Source organism: Shewanella sp. S23-S33 (assembly GCF_043359565.1).
GTDB classification, from domain to species: Bacteria; Pseudomonadota; Gammaproteobacteria; order Enterobacterales; family Shewanellaceae; genus Shewanella; species Shewanella oncorhynchi.
The window spans coordinates 1-18,534 of record NZ_JBHFFD010000048.1 but is presented as its reverse complement, the minus strand read 5'-3'; the positions used below and the strand labels follow the sequence as shown (position 1 = coordinate 18,534).

The window sequence follows — 18,534 nt, the reverse complement described above, 5'->3', positions numbered from 1 at the left end:
CCCGTCAGGGTTTGATGTTGGTGGCCAAAAATAATGGAAGTGCTCACCCGTCAGGGTTTGATGTTGGTGGCCAAAAATAATGGCAGTGCTTACCCGGCAGGGTTTGATGTTGGTGGGCAAAAATAATGGCAGTGCTCACCCGTCAGGGTTTGATGTTGGTGGCCAAAAATAATGGAAGTGCTCACCCGGCAGAATCTGGTGGACAAAAATAATAGCAACGAGCTCAGTCACGCTTTCTTGACTGGGACTGGTGGAGAAAAACTGTGAGTGAACGGCTATTTATTCGCTTAGGCAGAACAGCAGAGCAAGCGTGCTCTTGGCTCGTTTGGTCGGAGCAAGAACAGGAAATTATCGCCTCTGGCGAGCTCGCCAATGCTCAAGGTTTGTCGACCTTAACTGAGCGTGCGGGCAATCGTCCCGTCGATGTGTTAGTGCCCGCCGCGGCAATGACGCTCACTAGTGTGCATTTGCCCGAAAAAGGTCAACGCCAAGCCTTGAAAGCCTTGCCTTTTATGCTCGAAGAAGCCTTAGCCGATGATGTCGATGCCATGCATTTTACTGTTGGTCCACGTGATGGTGATGCCTTAAGTGTGGTCGCAGTGGCCCATGAGCAAATGCAGACTTGGCTGAGTTGTTTGACTGAAGCGGGTTTAAAAGTGAAGCGTATTGTGCCTGATTGTTTAGCCTTGCCATTGCAAGAGTGCCAATGGGCGGCAATGAATTTTGGCAATGAGCTATTGCTGCGTACCGGATTAGCTTCAGGCCAGAGCTTACCTCTGCCTTGGTTGCCAATTGCGTTAGAACAACTTAAGCCTGCACAGGGCGAAGTCTCTGTCGCCAGTTATACCGAGATGCAACTCGAGGGTGTCGAGCTTAAGCCGCAGTCACTCGAGCTACCTATGTTAGTGTTAGCCCGCGGTATTTTGCATGCGCCAGTGAACTTACTGAGCGGCGTTTACACGCCGAAGCGTGAATACAGCAAACAGTTGATGATGTGGAAAAGTGCAGCCATCGTTATTGCCATCGCTTGTGTGCTGGCCTTAGTGAATAAAGGGCTGACTATACATCAAGTCAATGGTCAGGTTGCCGATCTTAAAGCCCAGAGTGAATCCATTTATCAGCAAGTGATCCCGGGAAATTCCCGCATTGTTAACCTACGTTCGCAGATGGAAAGTCAGTTACGTGCATTGCAGGGACAGGGTAGTGGTGCCGAGTTTTTTGCCATGCTCGATGGTTTACAGGATGCCTTTAAGCAAGTGCCTGAACTTAAACCTAATAGCTTAAGATTCGAAAGCGCGCGTAACGAGATCCGCATGCAAGTGAGTGCGAAAAATTACGCGCAGATCGAGAAGTTTAAAGAGATTGTCGGTCGTCGTTTTCAACTCGATGGCGGCACTATGAATAGCGGTGAAGAGCAAGTCACCAGTACCTTAACCTTGAGGAGCAAATAAGATGGATAATTTGCGGACTTGGTGGCAAGGGCTCGCATCGCGCGAGCAGCAATTAGTGGGCTTTTGCTCGGTATTCTTAGTTATAGGTATTTTTTATTGGGGTGTTTGGACGCCGATTGCCAATGCTGAAGCCGATGCATTACGTAACCTCAATGCACAGCAACAGACGTTGAACTATGTAAAACAAACGGCGAATAAAATTGCGAGTTTGAAGCAGAACGGTGCTAAGCCAACGACGTCGGGCAGTTTAAGCTCAGTGGTTAACCAAACTGCGGGCAATTATGGGTTAGTGATTACTCGCATGCAGCCCCAAGGCGATAAGATCCAAGTGTGGATGGACGATGTTCCTTTTGATGCCTTGTTAGGTTATTTGAGTGAGTTAGTACAGAAGAAAGGACTTTCACTCGAAAGTGTTGATTTGGCTGAGGCCGATGTACCTGGCTATGTCAAAGTGAGACGTATCCAATTAGCGCAATAAATTAAGGTGTAGCTGTGAGTTTGATAAAAAAAGTCATCATAGGCGTACTGATTTATTTAATATTTTTAGTCGTTCTATTCCCCGCTAAGATTGCGATAGCGTTAGCCCCATTGCCCGCGAATATCAGTGTTTCGGGTGTGAGTGGCAGTATTTGGTCTGGCAGCATAGAAACCTTAAGTATGCCGCAGCGCCAGGTAGAGCAAGTGCGTTGGGATCTGAGTCCTTGGGCGCTATTTTTAGGTAAAGTGAAAGTTGATTTTCAAGTGGGCAGCCGCGCAACACCTGTCAGTGCTAAGGGATTAATTTCTTGGTCTATGGGAGGCTTAAGTGCGCAGGGGCTACGTTTCGAAGCGCCGGATAGTTTTTTACTCGGCAATGCAAAACTGCCCTTTAGAACCGAAATTACCGGTGAAGTCAGTTTGTTGGTTGAGACGCTAGAGCAAGGTAAGCCTTGGTGTGAACAGTTGTCTGGTAAGCTGTTTTTGAATCAAACCAATGTTAAGAATCAGTTTGGTAACTATCCTCTAGGTAATATTGAACTCGGACTGAGTTGTGTCGAAGGCAAAGCGCAATTGGCCACAGATGAAACCAAGAACCAGCTTGGTATTGTTGGTACCTTACAGTTAGATGAAGGCAATATGGTGAAGGTTGAGGCTAAGATTAAAGAAACGGCAGAGCAACCGGAAGATATGCGTGAGTCGCTGAATATTTTAGGTAAGCGTGGTGCGGATGGTTATTTCCCTGTGGTATATCAGGGGCGGATCCCTGGGTTATAGCGCTGTTTTAGATGAGCACTTAAACTTAATGTGAGTGCTCAGATGTGAAGGCCGTAATGCGAGAGTTGCGATTAAATGTCCGATCATAAAACAATGCGATGAATAGAAACGAAGGCACCTTAGGTGCCTTTTTTATAGCCTTTTTATCGCGTTAGATCAGTCAGTAGTGAGTGATAGTCGGTAATCGCGGGGAAATCTTGAAAGACTTTGACTGGTTTTTTACTGTCTGGGTTAGCAATCCCCAATTGATGGCCCACGCCAGCAAGTTTAGCGGCTTTGAGTATGGCTTCGCTGTCGTCGATAAAGAGACAGCGACTTGGCTCAAGTTGAAACTTTTCAAACAAGGTGAGCCAGAATTGTGGGTGTTCCTTAGGGTAACCCGTCTCGTGGCTGGAGATCATGGCATCGAGCCCCGCGGCCAGCTCGGTATGTTCAAGCTTTAGGGCAAGACTCTTAGGATGCGCATTGGTCACTAGGATGCGTCGTTTACCTGCAGAGGCTAAGGCCGCTAAAAATGGCATGCTGTCTTGGCGCAGTTGAATACGATCCACTAAAGTGCGGTGCAAGCCCATAATGTCGAGCTGCAGTTGCTCCTGCCAATAATCGAGACAGTACCAATCGAGCGTGCCTACGACTTTCTCATAGGCGTTCACAACTAATTGCTGCGCTTCGTTGTGGCTCACACTTTGTTGTCGACTCAATTCCTGCGGTACTAAATTCAGCCAAAAATGATTGTCGAAGTGCAAATCCAATAGGGTGCCATCCATATCGAGCAGAACCGTATCGATAGTCTTCCAGTTAAACATGGGTATTTCCTATTTTTGCAAAACTGAATCACGCTTAGCATTGATTGTTGCACTGCGTAATACTCAGTGATGACGATGATTCGAGTCACTTGTATGCTTAAATCTTTGTGCTAGTCTTGGATGATTAATTATTTTTGGTCTGAAAATTAAGCGGTTGGATATGGATATCTGTTCTTTTGCCCTATTAGCTCAAGTTTCAAACTCCCTTAGTTTACAGCAAGAGTTGAATGCTTTACTGCAACAAGACTGGTTACCCCATGTAAATCAGCGTGATTATATGGGTGGTTGGGATGTTCTCGTCTTACGCTGTGCTGCAGAGTATCGCGGTGCTCATCCTATCTTGCAAGCCTTCTCAATTTCTACCGGTCAGCACTGGCAAGATTTGCCTCAACTCGAATCGAGCCCTGCGTTATGCCATTTTCTGCAATCCTTAGCCTGCCCAGTGAAATCCGTGCGTTTGATGCGCTTACATGCGGGGGCAGAAATCAAACCCCATAGAGATCAAGGACTCTGCCTAGAACAAGGCGAGGCAAGACTGCATTTGCCACTGCAAACGAATGAGCAACTCAACTTTTACGTGGACGATAAACGTGTACCCATGCAGGCCGGAGAGCTTTGGTATATCAATGCCAACCAAGTCCATTGGGTTGAAAATAAAGGGCAGGATGCGCGGATCAATTTAGTGATTGATTGCGAGGTCAATACTTGGTTAAGGGAGTTAATCGATGCTGCAAAGATCAGAGCTTGAATTAGGACATAGTTTGGATGTAGCTGTATTAACTCAGTTTGCTAATGCGCTACTGCTGTCAACTTCAGCGGGGGAGTCTAAACGGCTCATCGATCCCATGCTGAAGCAGTTATGCCAAATAGCGGCAGTGGAGTTACACCCCGAGTCTTTTTTGGATACTGAGGCGAGCCATACGCCTTTTGGTAAGGCGGTGTCACTCACTACCGCGGCGCAGTGTGCCGAAGATCCCGAGCGGGGCCGAGTCTTTATACAAGGGATTTATCAAGCAATACAAGATCGTCTAAAGGCTCATCCCGGGCATACTGTGAACATCTTATATGCGGGGACTGGACCTTTTGCTTGGTTATTATTACCTCTGCTGCCGTTATTTTCTGCGAGTCAAATTCAAGTGACCTTGCTCGACATTCATCAAGCCTCGTTAGATAAAGTCACTAAGCTTATTGAACACTTTGATTTAGCTGATCGTGTGGTGGAGAGTGTCTGTGCGGATGCCACGCTTTGGCAGCCAAATACAGTCGTAAAGTTTGATGTGATTCTTTCCGAAACCATGAAGCACTTGTTGCAACAGGAGCCGCAAGTGCAAATTTTTACCCATTTACAGGCGTATCTTGCAGATGATGGTGTGCTCATCCCGCAAAATATTGAGTTAGACGCTTGGCTTGAGTGTCGTACTGTGCAGGATTTTGTGGAGACGCATTATTTAGGGCCGTTATTCGCGCTCAACCTACAAACAGCACGCTTGCTTGCCAGTGGAGACCGCAGTTTCTTGGCTGGTACATTACTATTGCCCGATTTCAGCCCGAGTGCGGTAACGCTTAAGTTCACGACTTCCATTCAAGTTTATGGTAATTCCACGCTGAGCGAATACCAATCTCAACTCACGTTACCTCGATATCGACGTGAACATTGGCTTAAGCCGCTCTCATGCCTTGCTTTTCGATATGAGCAGGGTACTCATCCCGATTTTGTGTTTGATGTTATAGAGCAAAAACCAGTGCTGGTGTCGAGTGACGATCTGAGCTGCTTAGGCATTTATCATTTGCAGCGGCTTTGGCAAAAGATACAGCTACGCAAACGGGGAGTGCCATTCACTGAACTGGCTAATGAATGGCACTTAGATAAAACCTTGCTGGATCTTTGTGGAATAGGGCTAGAGCCGGGTCTAAGAGCTTTATATCAAAACGATCATCAGTCAGCTTTTGTTGCTTACATTCAGCAAATCGCCAAGCTGACAGCCGCGGATATTGCAGGGATTAATCAGCAATTAGGCGCTATTTCCCATGGATTAACGCCATCGGTCACTGTACCAGAAGTCGAAGACTTCAATTCAGCGGGGGTTGAAGACTCAAATCCAGCGGCAGTCCTCAGCGAGTCACAACTCAATTTTTGGCAAAGTGAAGGCTACTTAGTGATCCCGCAAGTACTCACGGCAGAGCAATCCGCCGCAACTCGAGATTTTATTTGGCAGCAGTTAGGAGCCAATGAACAAGATCCCACCACTTGGTATCAACCTCATGAGTTTATGCAGAAAATCATGCTGCAACTGTTTCGCCATCCGCAACTGGACGCGAATCGACAAGTCCCCAAAATCCGTCATGTGTTTGAACAATTGTGGCAGCGAACAGATTTAGTTATGACAACCGATAGAGTCAGCTTTAATCCACCTGAAACGCCAACTTGGCATTTTCCCGGTCCTGATATGCACTGGGATATGCCGCTACAGCTCCCCGTTAAGTTTGCGACGCAAGGGTTAATTTATTTAACCGACACTGGCGAGGAACAAGGCGCATTCTGTTGTGTCCCCGGATTTCATCTCAAGATAGAGGAGTGGCTTCTCGAACAGAACAAGTCTGATATTGAGCTTCAGCAACAGGATTGGCATCGCTGGCAAGTAAAACCTATAGCGGCTAAAGCGGGTGATTTAATCATTTGGCACCATGCCTTGCCCCACGGCGCCAGTCCTAATCGTGGGACGTTACCGCGTATGGTGCAATACATTAACTTTTACCCTATGGCTTCCTAATGGTTGATTTTAAAGAACAACAGCAACGCTATTGGTTGTTAGTTCATAATCCAGCCGCCCTGAGGGAGCTTGGCAAGGTTATGACTCTCACCAACTTTTGCCAATATTTGCGGCTTTTTTGGCACTTACCAGACTGTGGTGATGATACGTTACTGGCCATCTTGCATACTGGTAATCGACAAAGGATAGAGCCGGATTATTCACTCTTCTGCCAGTTTTGGGCGCCAGCAGACTATGACCCTAAACGCAGAGTATTAGAGTGGATGTCCGCCGCAGAAAAACCGATTCATCCTTTCTACTCGGAGCATATTTCTGCAGTGCGGGGTCAGTTATTGTCCGCTTTGATCAAACCCCAAACTGCTCTGTTACCAGCGCCAAATCTTTCTGGGCTAGTAGAACAAGTGCAGCCTGCCGGATTTATATTTCACCTCTCTCGCTGTGGATCTACCTTAGTGTCGCGCAGTTTTGCGGGGTTATCTAAATGCAGGGCGTTATCTGAATCGCCTTTGCTGACTCAAGTGCTATTGGATAGGAGCCTATCAGACACACAAAGACGTGCGGCTTTAATATTTTGCATTAATACCCAAGGTCAGTTGTTTCATCCTGAACAGCATTTGTTGATTAAATGGAATGCGTGGGATTTGCAGTTTTGGCCATTGATCCTATCACTTTATCCTCAAGTTCCCGTGTTATTGCTACTTAGGGACCCCGTCGAGATCTTAGCCTCACAGCAAAAGTCTGCTGGATATCATATGGTGCGACAACCGTCTCGACCTTTATTCCGTGAATTATCAGTACCAGAGGAGGGGGAGTCGATACTGGATTATCAATGTAAGGTATTGCGCTTGTTATTGGGTTATGGGTTAGAGATGAGTCAGCGTAACCAAGTGATGGTCGTGGATTATCAGGAGTTGTTACCCGCGATAGCGAATAAAATCGCAAACTGGTTTTCGTTGGCTCTCTCTAAGGAAGAGTGCAGCCAAGTCGAACAATGTCAGTTAATACACTCTAAAACAGCCACGCAACCCTTTATAGCTGATTCACCATCTAAGCAAAGTTTTTTTTCGGCTAAGCAAAAAGAACAGATCCACCGTTATTGCAACTGGTCTAATGTTCACCTTTTTGAAACTAAAAGTTAACATGCATCTTGTATTTTAGAGTAACGTAAACTAGCTTTAGCCAATGGTGTATCTTTAAAAAATATCAGGAAGTTAACGTTTTTATTCTAGGGATGGAAAATGCAACCATGTACTTCCAAGTCGTTAGCCTTTTTTATTCTGCGAACGCATTTCCCTGAGTCTCTCTTTAAACCTGTCATTCGATTTGTCGAGTTTTGCCCGTTAACCCCGAGATGCCACGACGAATTAAAGAACTATAAAGCGCTGTTAGAGTTACTTACTACAGGGAATGTATTTGATGGTAGAAGACATAGTATTACCTAAAGCCTATTCATTGCGTTATGCGTATAAAAATGACGATGCTTTTGTATTTTCACTATTTTGTTCTGCAAGGACGGAACTGTCTCTATTACCGCTTCCCCCACAGCAACGAGAGCTGTTAGTGCAACAACAATACCGCTTACAGCAAGCGAGTTACGCAGCCCAATACCCTCAAGCGGTGACTCTAATCATTGAATATCAATCAATTTCTATTGGCAAAATCATACTTAATCCCTCTGTTAACGGTGTCCATATCGTCGATTTTGTCATCGCACCGCAATTTCGTGGCTATGGTTATGGTTCAGTCATTTTGGACTCGGTAAAAGCCTATGCCCAAGCAAAAGAGGCGAGTGTGAGTCTGAGTGTTGATCGACAAAATATGCGTGCGAAACAGTTATATCTTCGCTTGGGTTTCTTACCTTTTGAAATATCACCTACCCAAGAGTGGCTATCGTGGCCATCACCATAGGTTCGGGGTAGAGGAAAGCTTGTGCAATCAACCTGATGACGTTTAGACAGGTTTACTTTTATTAAGGAGTCATGGATGTCTGATTTTTTTCTCGGAGAAATTAAGCTTCTCCCTTACAACTGGGCACCTAAGTATTGGACTTTGTGTGCTGGGCAATTATTGCCAATCAACACCAACCAAGCGCTTTTTTCACTCTTGGGTACGACCTACGGTGGCGACGGTATTAATAATTTTGCGTTGCCGGATTTACGTGGTCGCGTACCAGTTCACCCTAATGTTAGTGCAGGTTTGCCTCAGGGCAGTAAGGCGGGTGTTGAAAATGTAACCCTAGTACCTAACAACCTGCCAGTACACAATCACCTTGTGATGGCCAGTTCTACTGCCGGCGATACCACGTTGTTTGCAGGCAATAATATTGCCGCCGCCAAAAATGCAGCAGGTGAGGTCAATTTGTATGGGTCCGCTGCAAGTTTACAAGCGTTGGACCCTGCAACGGTATCCAGTACCGGCGGCAATCAAGCCCATGAAAATTGTCAGCCTTCACTGGTAATGAATTATTGCATTGCCACTCAAGGCATTTACCCTTCACGTAACTAGAGGAGAATCACTATGGATCCTTATATCGGTGATATCCGTCTTTTTGCGGGTAGTTTTGCACCTAGAGGTTGGATGTTGTGCGCTGGTCAGCTATTAAGTATTAGTGAGCAAAGCACTCTTTTCGCAATTATCGGAACCACTTATGGTGGTGATGGGGTAACAACATTTCAATTGCCGGATTTGCGCGGTCGCCTTCCGGTTGGGCAGGGTAATGGCCCTGGTCTGACTCCCCGTGTTATCGGTCAGCAGTTTGGTGTTGAATCCGTTACCTTATTAACGCCGCAAATACCTTCACACAGCCATAGTTTGTCGGCGAGCACAGCAAGTTCCTCCACATCACCCAGCCCTACGGGTAATGTCTTTGCTCATAGTAATACCGATAATATTTATGCTCCTTTGCCATCTAGCGGTGCCGATCCCCAAGTTATGAATGCACTCAGTGTGCAAGCCTCAGGGGGAACACAACCACACAATAACATCATGCCTACTACAGCGATAAATTACATCATATGTATTGAAGGCATTTTCCCATCGCGTAATTAAGGAGCGAAATTATGGATCCATTTATAGGTGAAATCCGTTTGTTGCCATTCAGCTTCGCTCCCCACAATTGGGCGCTGTGTAATGGCCAAATATTGTCAATCGCAAGTAATACCGCGTTGTTTTCAATTATCGGAATTACTTATGGTGGCAATGGTACAACCACGTTCCAATTGCCTAATTTGCAGGGGCAGACCGTAGTTGGTGTAGGTCAGGGCCCCGGGCTGAGAACCTGGGATTGGGGCGAACAGTTTGGTGAAAATGGGGTGACGCTGATCTCCACTGAAATGCCAGCACACAACCACACGCTGACCGGTTTGAATAATCAGGGGACTTTGCCTTCTCCGGCAGCGAATACCTATCTTGCGAAGGATGGACGTGGTGGTGGCATAGTCAACTATATGCAGGCAGCACCAGGTACATTAAATACCACTATGGCACCACAGACTTTAGGTCTAAATGGTGGTGGTCTACCCCATGAAAACCGTCAGCCATTTATCGCATTGAATTATTGTATTGCCCTTTATGGTGTATTTCCGGCACGCAATTAATTGATGAATGATCCCGGCATGTTTGTCGGGAAGTTTTTAATAAATATTTTTAATTAGTAAGTCACATTAATGCCAAACAAATTACATTTTATTTCAGGTTTACCGCGTGCTGGCTCGACGCTGCTCGCAGGTATACTTCGGCAAAATCCACGCTTTCATGCGGCTATCAGTAGCCCTGTAGCGGGGCTTGTGAATGGTGCCCTCGAACAAATGGGGGCAGGTAGTGAGTCCTATTCATTTTTCGATGAACATAAACGTAAGGTCATTTGTCGGGCATTAATTGATGCTTATTACCAAGATAAAAATCATCCGGTTATTTTCGACACCAACCGTCACTGGACTGCCCGTCTACATCAATTGGTAGAGTTGGTTGATGATTTTAAAGTGATTTGTTGTGTGCGCAATCCGGCTTGGATTATGGATAGTTTTGAAGTGATTTACCGTAAAAACCCATTTGATTACAGCCGTATGTTCAATGCGGCCTCGCGTCAGACGGTGTATAGCCGCTGCGAGTCATTAATCAATGCTGGTGGTGCGGTTGGAAGTGCATGGACCGCACTCAAGGAAGCCTATTACGGCGAGTTTTCTGATCGCTTGCTATTAGTGGATTATGATCTGCTTACCCAGCATCCGGTACGCACATTGGAATTAATCTATCGTTTTATTGGCGAACCGCAATTCGATCACGATTTTAATCATGTCGACTATGCTGAAAATGAGTTTGATCACAATCTTGGGGTCAAAGGTTTGCACAGTGTTAAACGGAAAGTGGAATACAAAAGTAGGCGCAGTATTTTACCGCCTGACTTATTTATGAAATATCAAGAGATGGATTTTTGGCAAGATCAAACCGGTACTGCCGCCAATATTATTGCGAGTAAAAAACCTGTAGCACCTAACGCAAAAAATGAAGGGAATCACTTATCATGAGACACGCACTACTTAGTGGGTTTTCCTCGCTGTTATTACCATTCGGACTCTATGGTGCTGGTGCAATTGCAGCGCCGAGTTATCAGCGATCCTATTTGAGTTCATCGATAAGTGCATCGACCGAGCTATTATGGCGTTCAGACACCTCTTTACCACAGGATCTAATTGATTTATCTGGCGATCAACTGGATATCCAGAGTGCACATCCGGTGCGTGAGCTGGTGATTGTTGATGGCGCAGTGGCTGAAGCTGATAAATCGGTATTGCGTCGCGCCCTTAAACCTAGTGTTCAATTGGTAGAGTTAGATTCTTCTATCGCTGGATTACCGCAATTAATTAATGTACTTGATGGTCACAAAAATCTCGCAGCTATTCATGTGGTTTCCCACGCACAAGCTGGTGTGATACTGCTAGGCAATTCACGTATTACCCCAGAGACAATCCAGCAAGAAGTGCAGGCATTTGCTGCGCTAAAAGGCGCGGTGCGTGAAGGTGGCGATTTATTATTTTATGGTTGTGATTTGGCCGCGAATGAAAGCGGTGAAGCGCTGCTGGATATCATTAGCAATAACACGGGTTTGGATGTTGCCGCCTCCAATAATTTAACCGGTAATGCCGAGTTGCAGGGCGACTGGGATTTAGAAGTTACCCGCGGAAATATTGAATCTACTTTGGTGTTTTCTGAAAAAGCATTAAGGGATTTTTCAGAGGTGTTAGCGCCAATTGTAAATGGCACTTATGGTTTTGTAGGTTGGAGTGGGCAGGCAACTGCACAGCTCAGCACAACTCATTTCAGATTAACCGCTAAGGGTGGTGATGGCGTCACTCAAAATCTAGCTAGTAGCATTGGCAATTTTGCTTACATGCATGGTGGTGAGACTAGCACTAACCATTATTTTTATTTGCGCGCAGATGGTACCAATACCACTGCATTTGAGTTAACGGGATTAACGGGAGGCGAGGCTGCTGATCCTGCCTATACAGCTCAATTTACTAATCTGCGTATTGTTGGTTACTTGCAGAATGGCGGAACTGTTACCTCCTCGACTGTTAACGGAAGCGGAGTTAAAGAGACCTTTACCTTTGCACCAGGACAATTGGCGTCTTTTTCGGGCGTTAAGCTAAAAGGCTTTAAATTGTTTTTTGATTGTGCCAGTGCTTGTAATTCTTCAACGGATGGCCCCGAGTTCTTTGAGTTTTATGGTTTCACCGTCGCGAATGCAATAGATACTCCTCCTGCCAACTCTGATGCCACCCTCATCGCAGCTGGTGGCGTTGTTGAGCCTATTGGTCTTGCCACCACTATTGATACGGTCGGTGAAGCTGTGGGTGTTTTTGATTTCACCATCACAGATGGCGGAACTTCAGACGGTCTTGCAACCACTGTTTCTCAAATTGTTGTCAGCGTGAGTGGCACCAGTACCGATGCCGAGCGCAGCAAAATTACCTGGCGCCTGAACGGGCCGGATGCCAGCAATATGAACGGTACTTACAACGCTGGTGCAGATACTATTACCTTCTCTGGCCTGGCTATGTCCGTTGCTGATGGGGGCAATGAAACTTACACGGTTAATGCCTACTACAACGACAATACGACGCTCACAGAAGATCGCACTATTATTTTGAGTGTGGATGGCGATACCAACCTCACGGTCGGTGGCAGCGGTACGCAAATGGAAAGCGGGCAGAGTGCTGTCACCAATGGCAGCGGCACAACCCTTGATGTGGTCGCTAGCCAGCTAGTCTTTACCACCCAGCCTGCGGGTTCTGTTTCCGGCGCGGCATTGACGACCCAACCTGTTATTGTGGCGCGTGATGCGTTCGGCAATACCGATGTGGACTTCGCCGAAACCCTTACCTTGACCGAGTCCAGTGCGGGCACCTTAACCAACGCTACTCAAGCGGCGACCGCGGGTGTGGCGACATTTAGCAACCTGACTTATACCGCCACCGCCGATCAGCAAGCATTCACTCTGACCGCGAATGATCAGGATGGCGTTGGTTCAAATTTGCCGACTGTTGATGGCAATTCTGTAACCTCAGATGTAGTAGCCACCCAATTGGTATTCGATACTCAACCTACACCTACTAGCGTCATTAGCGGTCAGAACACAGCTTTCTCTACTGTGCCAATCGTATCGGCACGCGATGCAAACAGCATTGTGGACACGGGTTATGCTACAGGTATTACCTTGGCGGAAGTTAACGGTGCGGGCAGCGCGACGATCACGGGGACGGGAGATACCGATGGTAATGGTGCCACAGTGTCTATCACTCCCAGCAGTGGCGTATCCACTTTTACCAGTATGCAAATTACCTACACCAATTCTGGCGCGGGTAGTGAAACTTTCAATTTGCGCGCATCTTCTGGTGGTTTAACCACGGCAGATAGCAGTCAATTAACGGCGTCAACCACACCGACAGTAACCGATGGCAATATCAGCATTTCAGGGGGGACAGGGTCTGGGGGAGCCTTCAAAATTGGCGATACCGTCACTGTGACTTGGAATAATACCGCTGGCGGCAATAATAATGCCGGAATCACAGGTGTGACTGTCGATTTCTCGCAATTTGGTGGTGGCGCCGCTGTGGCTGCGACGGATAGCAGCGGAACCTGGACGGCAACTTATACTCTCACTTCTGGTGCGATTGATGCCTCCAGTCGTAATGTCAGCGTGACCGCAACCAATGCCCAAGGGGACACTACTACTGCTGACACAACCAATGCCGTTGTCGATAACGTTGTGCCAGTTGTCACAGATAACCGTCTTAGCATCAGCGGTGCCACTGGTACCGGAGATGCCTATAAAATTGGCGATACAGTAACCGCCAGTTGGAATAATACTGCGGGTGGCGATAACAACACCGACACTATCAGCAGTGCTACTGTGGACTTTTCTGCATTTGGTGGCGGTGCTGCAGTGGCGGCGAGCAATAGTAGCAGTACTTGGACAGCAACCTATACTATTAGCTCAGGTGCTATTGATGCCACAAACCGTAATATCAGTCTTACTGCGATTGATAACGCGGGCAACACTACAACAACTGCAGACACCAGCAACGCGACCGTCGATAGTATTGCGCCATTGGTATCCGATGTGAATATCGGCATTTCCGGCGGCACTGGTACTGCGGGCGCTTATATCGCCGGCGATACAGTCACTGCTATCTGGAATAATACCGCAGGTGGTGATAACAACAGCGACATCATCATTAGTGCGACGGTTGACTTCAGCCAGTTTGGTGGTGGCGCCACTGTCGCGGCAACCAATAGCAGCGGTACTTGGACGGCGACTTATACCTTAGTTGTGGGTGCCATTAATGCCTCGAGTCGTAATGTGTCGGTCACGGCCACGGATAATGCGGGCAATAGCAAAACCCAGGCAGATAGCAGTAACGCCACAGTGGATAATGTGGTGCCAGCGGTAACGAGTGTTAGCGTTCCGGCCAATGCGACTTATATTTCCGGGCAATCCCTCGATTTTACCGTCAATACTAGCGAAGCTATTACTGTTGGTGGCACGCCGCGTATTGCATTGACGCTCGGTGCATCCACTGTGTATGCCAGTTATCTTTCAGGTACTGGCAGCAGCGCATTGACTTTCCGCTATACAGTGCAGAGTGGCGATCTCGATACCGATGGGATAGCGATCGCGGGATCGATAGAGGCCAATGGCGGCACCTTAAAAGAGAGTTCTGGTAATAGCTTGAGCTCAACCTTAAATGCAGTCGGTAGTACATCTTCCGTATTAGTGGATGCGATAGCGCCTACTGTGAGTAGCGTTGCTGTCCCAGCAAATGATACGTATGTGGTTGGAGAAACCTTGAGCTTTACGGTGAGCAGCACTGAAAATGTGACTGTTAATACGGGCGGTGGTACGCCGCGTATCGCCGTAACCATTGGCGGAACAACCCGTTATGCCACATATATCAGTGGTTCCGGAACCACAAATTTAGTCTTTAGTTATATAGTGCAGTCTGGTGATAACGATACCGATGGTATTGGCTTGGCATCTAGCGTTGATGCCAACGGGGGAACCTTGCTTGACGGTGCGGGTAATGATTTAGTGCTCACGCTGAACTCGGTTGGTTCAACTGTCGCAATTCTCGTGGATACAGCCGCACCGACAGTGCTGAGTTTTAGTCCAGCAGATGGTGATGTAAGTGTGGCTATCGATGCCAACTTTGTGTTGACCATGAATGAGGATATCCAGCTTGGTACTGGCAATATAGTGATCTACGATGCCGATGATCTGGCCGTAGCGACCATTGATGTAGGTTCTCCAGCCGGGCAGCTAATGATAACGGCGGGTGTGTTGACTATTAACCCAACCGCTAATCTAGTTGAAAAAACTAGTTATTATATTCAAATCGCCAATGGAGCTATTACCGACTTAGCGGGTAACATTTACGCCGGCATTAGTAATAAAACCGATTGGAACTTTACCGTTGCCGATGTAACTCCACCAGTTGTTACTGGCGTGGTGGTATCGGGCTCACCCGCGGCGAACGCCGCTAGTCTCGTGTTTAGTGTGAGTTTAGATGAGGTGGCGAGCAATCTCTCTATTGATGATTTTGCTCTTACGGCAACAGGTTCGGCAAGTGGCAGTATTGCCAGTGTTTCTGCTGCATCCGGCACCAGTGTTGATGTGACTGTGAATACTGTGAGTGGCACGGGTAGTCTGAGACTCGATGTCAACGCGAATACTAATATCCAAGATACTGCCGGTAATGGTAATGGCATCAATGGCTATACCGCCGCTTATACCGGTGGCGCAAGCCATGCCGTCGATCGTGATCCACCTTTAGCCCCTTCGGGGCTCGATCTTGCCGCAGGTTCTGATTCGGGGATCAGCAGCACAGATAATGTAACCAACGATACCACTCCGGCATTCACTGGCAGTGCAGAGGCGAATAGTACTGTGACGCTCACGAGCAGCATCGATGGCGCATTGGGGACTACAACTGCAGATGGTGCTGGAAATTGGTCGTTTACCACGCCGCTATTAACCAGTAATTCCGCGCAAAATATTACGGCCACTGCGACCGATATTGCGGGCAATACTGGCGCGGTGTCGACGGAACTTGCGCTTACGCTCGATACTCAAACACCCACGATAACCAGTTCGGCCCCCGCTGGTGGTGCCTCAGCTGCGGATGTCAGTGTGATATTCAACCTCGCCTTTAGTGAATCTGTGAATAGCCTGACGACGGATGATTTTGCTCTGGCGAGCACAGGCACAGCATCCGGCTCTATTTCGAATATTTCAGCCAGTTCAGGTGCTGGCGTTGCTGTGACTGTTAATGCTATTTCGGGTACGGGTAGTCTGAAGGTGGGTCATGTATCGAGTGATATCACCGATGATGCGGGTAATGCTCTCGGAGCCTATAGTGCAGGTGCTGCACACTCGGTCGATACGGATGCGCCGACTATTGCCAGCGTCAGTTTTGATCAGGCATCGGTCACCCAGGCAAATCAAGGCATGATTAGCTTGACCTTAGCGAGTGCTGAGGTGGGAACCAGTGCAAATTACACTATTACTGGCAGTACGGGCACGCCTGTCACAGGATCTATTGCAGTCGCAAGTGCGTCACAACAGATCGTCAATATAGACGCGAGCGGCTTAGGAGATGGCACTCTGACAGTGAGCCTGACCCTGACCGATGCGGCGGGCAATGTTTCTAGCCCTGCCGTGACCAATACCATATCGAAAGATGCTGCAGTGCCTACTGTGGATGTCGTCGCCGTTAGCGATGGGCATTATGGTGTCGGTAGCACTATCGATATCACGGTCACCTTGACCGAGGATGTGACTGTTTCTGGCACGCTTTCTACTCTGTCGATCGATATCGATGGTGTGGCTCGTCAGGCTGTGTTTGTGTTTGTGTCTGTGGCGAGTGGTGTGCTGACCTATAGATATACAGTTCAAGCGGGTGACAATACGGGGGCGAGTGGGTTAATTGTCGATGCCAATGGCATAGCGCTAAATGGCGATACCATGCGGGATGCGGGTAGCAATGATGCCGACCTAAGCTACAGCCAGTGGAGCAGTGTCGATGTGATTGTCGATACGACGGCTCCCGTTGATCCTATAGTGACGACACCTTCAAGCGCTATGAGCACCAATCAGGTAACGACATTGATTAGCGGTACGCACGCTGAAGATGGGGTCACAATCAGCCTCTATGCCGATGTGAACAATGATGGCGTTGCCGATAATGCGACTGTGTTGGATGATACTATTGTGGTGGCGGGCGCTTGGACCCTGAGCGCTGCATTATCGACGGACAGTGACAATAATTTTGTCGTGGTTGCCAGCGATGCTGCGAGTAATGTTTCTGCGCCTCAGAATGTCCCGACTATTACTCAAGACGCCACTGTACCTGTCGCACCTTCTGCGCCTGATCTCGATGCGGCAAGCGATTCAGGTGTGAGTTCAACGGATAATATCACCAAGAATACGACTCTCATACTGACTGGCACGGCAGAGGCCGGCGCCAGCGTTGTCCTTAGCAGCCATCTTGATGGAGTGCTTGGTACAGTCAATGCGGATGGTAGTGGTGACTGGAGTGTCAACGCAACGAGCGTGAGCCCTGGAACCCATAGCATCACAGCGGTTGCGACAGATATTGCAGGAAATAGCAGTGTTGCATCGAGCGCCCTTTCTGTAACTATTGATACGAGTGCACCCACTTCCTCGGCAATTGCTCATCAAAATATTCAACCTGGCGAGAGCTCATCTACGCTCGCATTTACTATTGCAGATGATGTAACCGCTGCAACGGATATCCTAGTGACGCCAGCGAGTTCAGATACTTCGGCGGTTCCACTTGCGGATGTTGTGCTGGCAGGAAGCGATGCTAATAGAAGTGTGACTGTGACTGCGTTGGGATCGGGTACGAGTACCATCACCTTGACGCTCGAAGATGATGCGGGCAATACCAGTACTCGGAACTTCGATGTTGTGGTGAATAGTGCGCCCACTATTTTGGGGACACCTGCGACCAATGTAGCTCAAGGTACACTTTATAACTTTATGCCCACCGCCGCAGACGCGGACGGTAATAGTTTAGTCTTTGATATTACGAATCGACCTTCGTGGGCGAGCTTTAATACAGCGACGGGGGCATTGAGCGGTACGCCGAGCAATGCAGATGTTGGTATGACGACGGCAATTGTGATCAGTGTGAGTGATGGAGTGCTCAGTGCGAGCCTGCCAGCTTTCAATCTCACAGTGACGAACGTCAACGATGCACCGACGATTAGTTCGACGGCGATGACAGCGGCAGCCCAAGATGTCGCGTACAGCTACACCTTGACTGCAATTGATTCTGATGTGGGTGATGTATTAACGCTGAGTGCCATCAATAAACCGAACTGGTTGAGTTTCAACTCGGTGACGGGTTTACTCAGTGGCACGCCAAGCAATGCGGATGTGGGCAGTCACGCTGTGTTACTGCGAGTGACGGACACAGATGGCTTAACGGCTGAGCAAAGCTTTAGTATCACGGTGACTAACGTCAACGATGCGCCGACGATTAGTTCAATGGCCATCACAGCCGCTACTCAAGATGCGGCGTACAGCTACAGCTTAGTGGCCAGCGACTCCGATACTGGCGACAGCTTAACGCTGAGCGCAGTGACCAAACCGAGCTGGTTGAGCTTCAACGCGGCGACGGGTTTACTCAGTGGTACGCCGAGCAATGCGGATGTGGGCAGTCACGC

At 47.9% G+C, this 18,534-nt stretch carries 13 protein-coding genes; 12 read left to right on the top strand and 1 reads right to left on the bottom strand.

Annotated elements, in window-relative coordinates; all coding sequences use genetic code 11:
* Positions 1-263: 263 nt before the first annotated feature.
* From gspL to ACHA99_RS12415, 3 genes are read left to right on the top strand one after another with little or no spacing between them, the layout of a single operon-like run.
* Positions 264-1,451 (top strand): type II secretion system protein GspL, encoded by a 1,188-nt coding sequence (gspL, locus tag ACHA99_RS12425; protein WP_168826965.1) that lies wholly within the window; start codon positions 264-266, stop codon positions 1,449-1,451.
* Between the two features lies 1 nt (position 1,452).
* Complete coding sequence (locus ACHA99_RS12420) at positions 1,453-1,929, top strand: type II secretion system protein M (protein WP_105251002.1); 477 nt, start codon at positions 1,453-1,455, stop codon at positions 1,927-1,929.
* Between the two features lie 14 nt (positions 1,930-1,943).
* The gene (locus ACHA99_RS12415) at positions 1,944-2,705 is read left to right on the top strand and encodes a type II secretion system protein N (protein ID WP_173497004.1); all 762 of its coding nucleotides are present in this window, start codon (positions 1,944-1,946) and stop codon (positions 2,703-2,705) included.
* Between the two features lie 143 nt (positions 2,706-2,848).
* On the opposite strand, the gene yrfG is transcribed toward ACHA99_RS12415, so the two are convergent.
* On the bottom strand, positions 2,849-3,511 hold the full coding sequence (gene yrfG / locus ACHA99_RS12410; protein ID WP_393943042.1) for a GMP/IMP nucleotidase: 663 nt from the start codon (positions 3,509-3,511) through the stop codon (positions 2,849-2,851).
* Between the two features lie 160 nt (positions 3,512-3,671).
* Between yrfG and ACHA99_RS12405 the strand changes: the two genes are divergently transcribed.
* From ACHA99_RS12405 to ACHA99_RS12365, 9 genes are all read left to right on the top strand, one after another.
* Entirely contained in the window at positions 3,672-4,259 is a 588-nt protein-coding gene (locus ACHA99_RS12405) for an aspartyl/asparaginyl beta-hydroxylase domain-containing protein (protein WP_393943040.1), read from the top strand.
* Positions 4,237-6,282 carry a phytanoyl-CoA dioxygenase family protein gene (locus ACHA99_RS12400; RefSeq protein WP_393943038.1) on the top strand — a complete coding sequence of 682 codons (2,046 nt, stop codon included), beginning with the start codon at positions 4,237-4,239 and terminating at the stop codon, positions 6,280-6,282. The genes ACHA99_RS12405 and ACHA99_RS12400 overlap by 23 nt, the downstream gene beginning before the upstream one ends.
* A complete protein-coding gene (locus ACHA99_RS12395) occupies positions 6,282-7,421 on the top strand; it encodes a sulfotransferase family protein (RefSeq protein ID WP_393943036.1) in 1,140 nt (379 codons plus the stop codon). The genes ACHA99_RS12400 and ACHA99_RS12395 overlap by 1 nt, the downstream gene beginning before the upstream one ends.
* A gap of 277 nt (positions 7,422-7,698) precedes the next feature.
* Positions 7,699-8,190 carry a GNAT family N-acetyltransferase gene (locus ACHA99_RS12390; RefSeq protein WP_173497009.1) on the top strand — a complete coding sequence of 164 codons (492 nt, stop codon included), beginning with the start codon at positions 7,699-7,701 and terminating at the stop codon, positions 8,188-8,190.
* Between the two features lie 75 nt (positions 8,191-8,265).
* Positions 8,266-8,787: a phage tail protein gene (locus ACHA99_RS12385; RefSeq protein ID WP_393943033.1), complete on the top strand. Its 522-nt coding sequence runs from the start codon at positions 8,266-8,268 to the stop codon at positions 8,785-8,787.
* A 12-nt stretch (positions 8,788-8,799) separates the two neighbouring features.
* On the top strand, positions 8,800-9,330 hold the full coding sequence (locus ACHA99_RS12380) for a phage tail protein (protein ID WP_393943031.1): 531 nt from the start codon (positions 8,800-8,802) through the stop codon (positions 9,328-9,330).
* Positions 9,331-9,341: 11 nt separating this feature from the next.
* Entirely contained in the window at positions 9,342-9,878 is a 537-nt protein-coding gene (locus ACHA99_RS12375; protein WP_113941567.1) for a phage tail protein, read from the top strand.
* A gap of 69 nt (positions 9,879-9,947) precedes the next feature.
* Complete coding sequence (locus tag ACHA99_RS12370; protein WP_393943029.1) at positions 9,948-10,808, top strand: sulfotransferase family protein; 861 nt, start codon at positions 9,948-9,950, stop codon at positions 10,806-10,808.
* On the top strand, positions 10,805-18,534 hold a 7,730-nt coding region (locus tag ACHA99_RS12365; RefSeq protein ID WP_393943027.1), incomplete at its 3' end, for a DUF4347 domain-containing protein. The genes ACHA99_RS12370 and ACHA99_RS12365, both read left to right, overlap by 4 nt.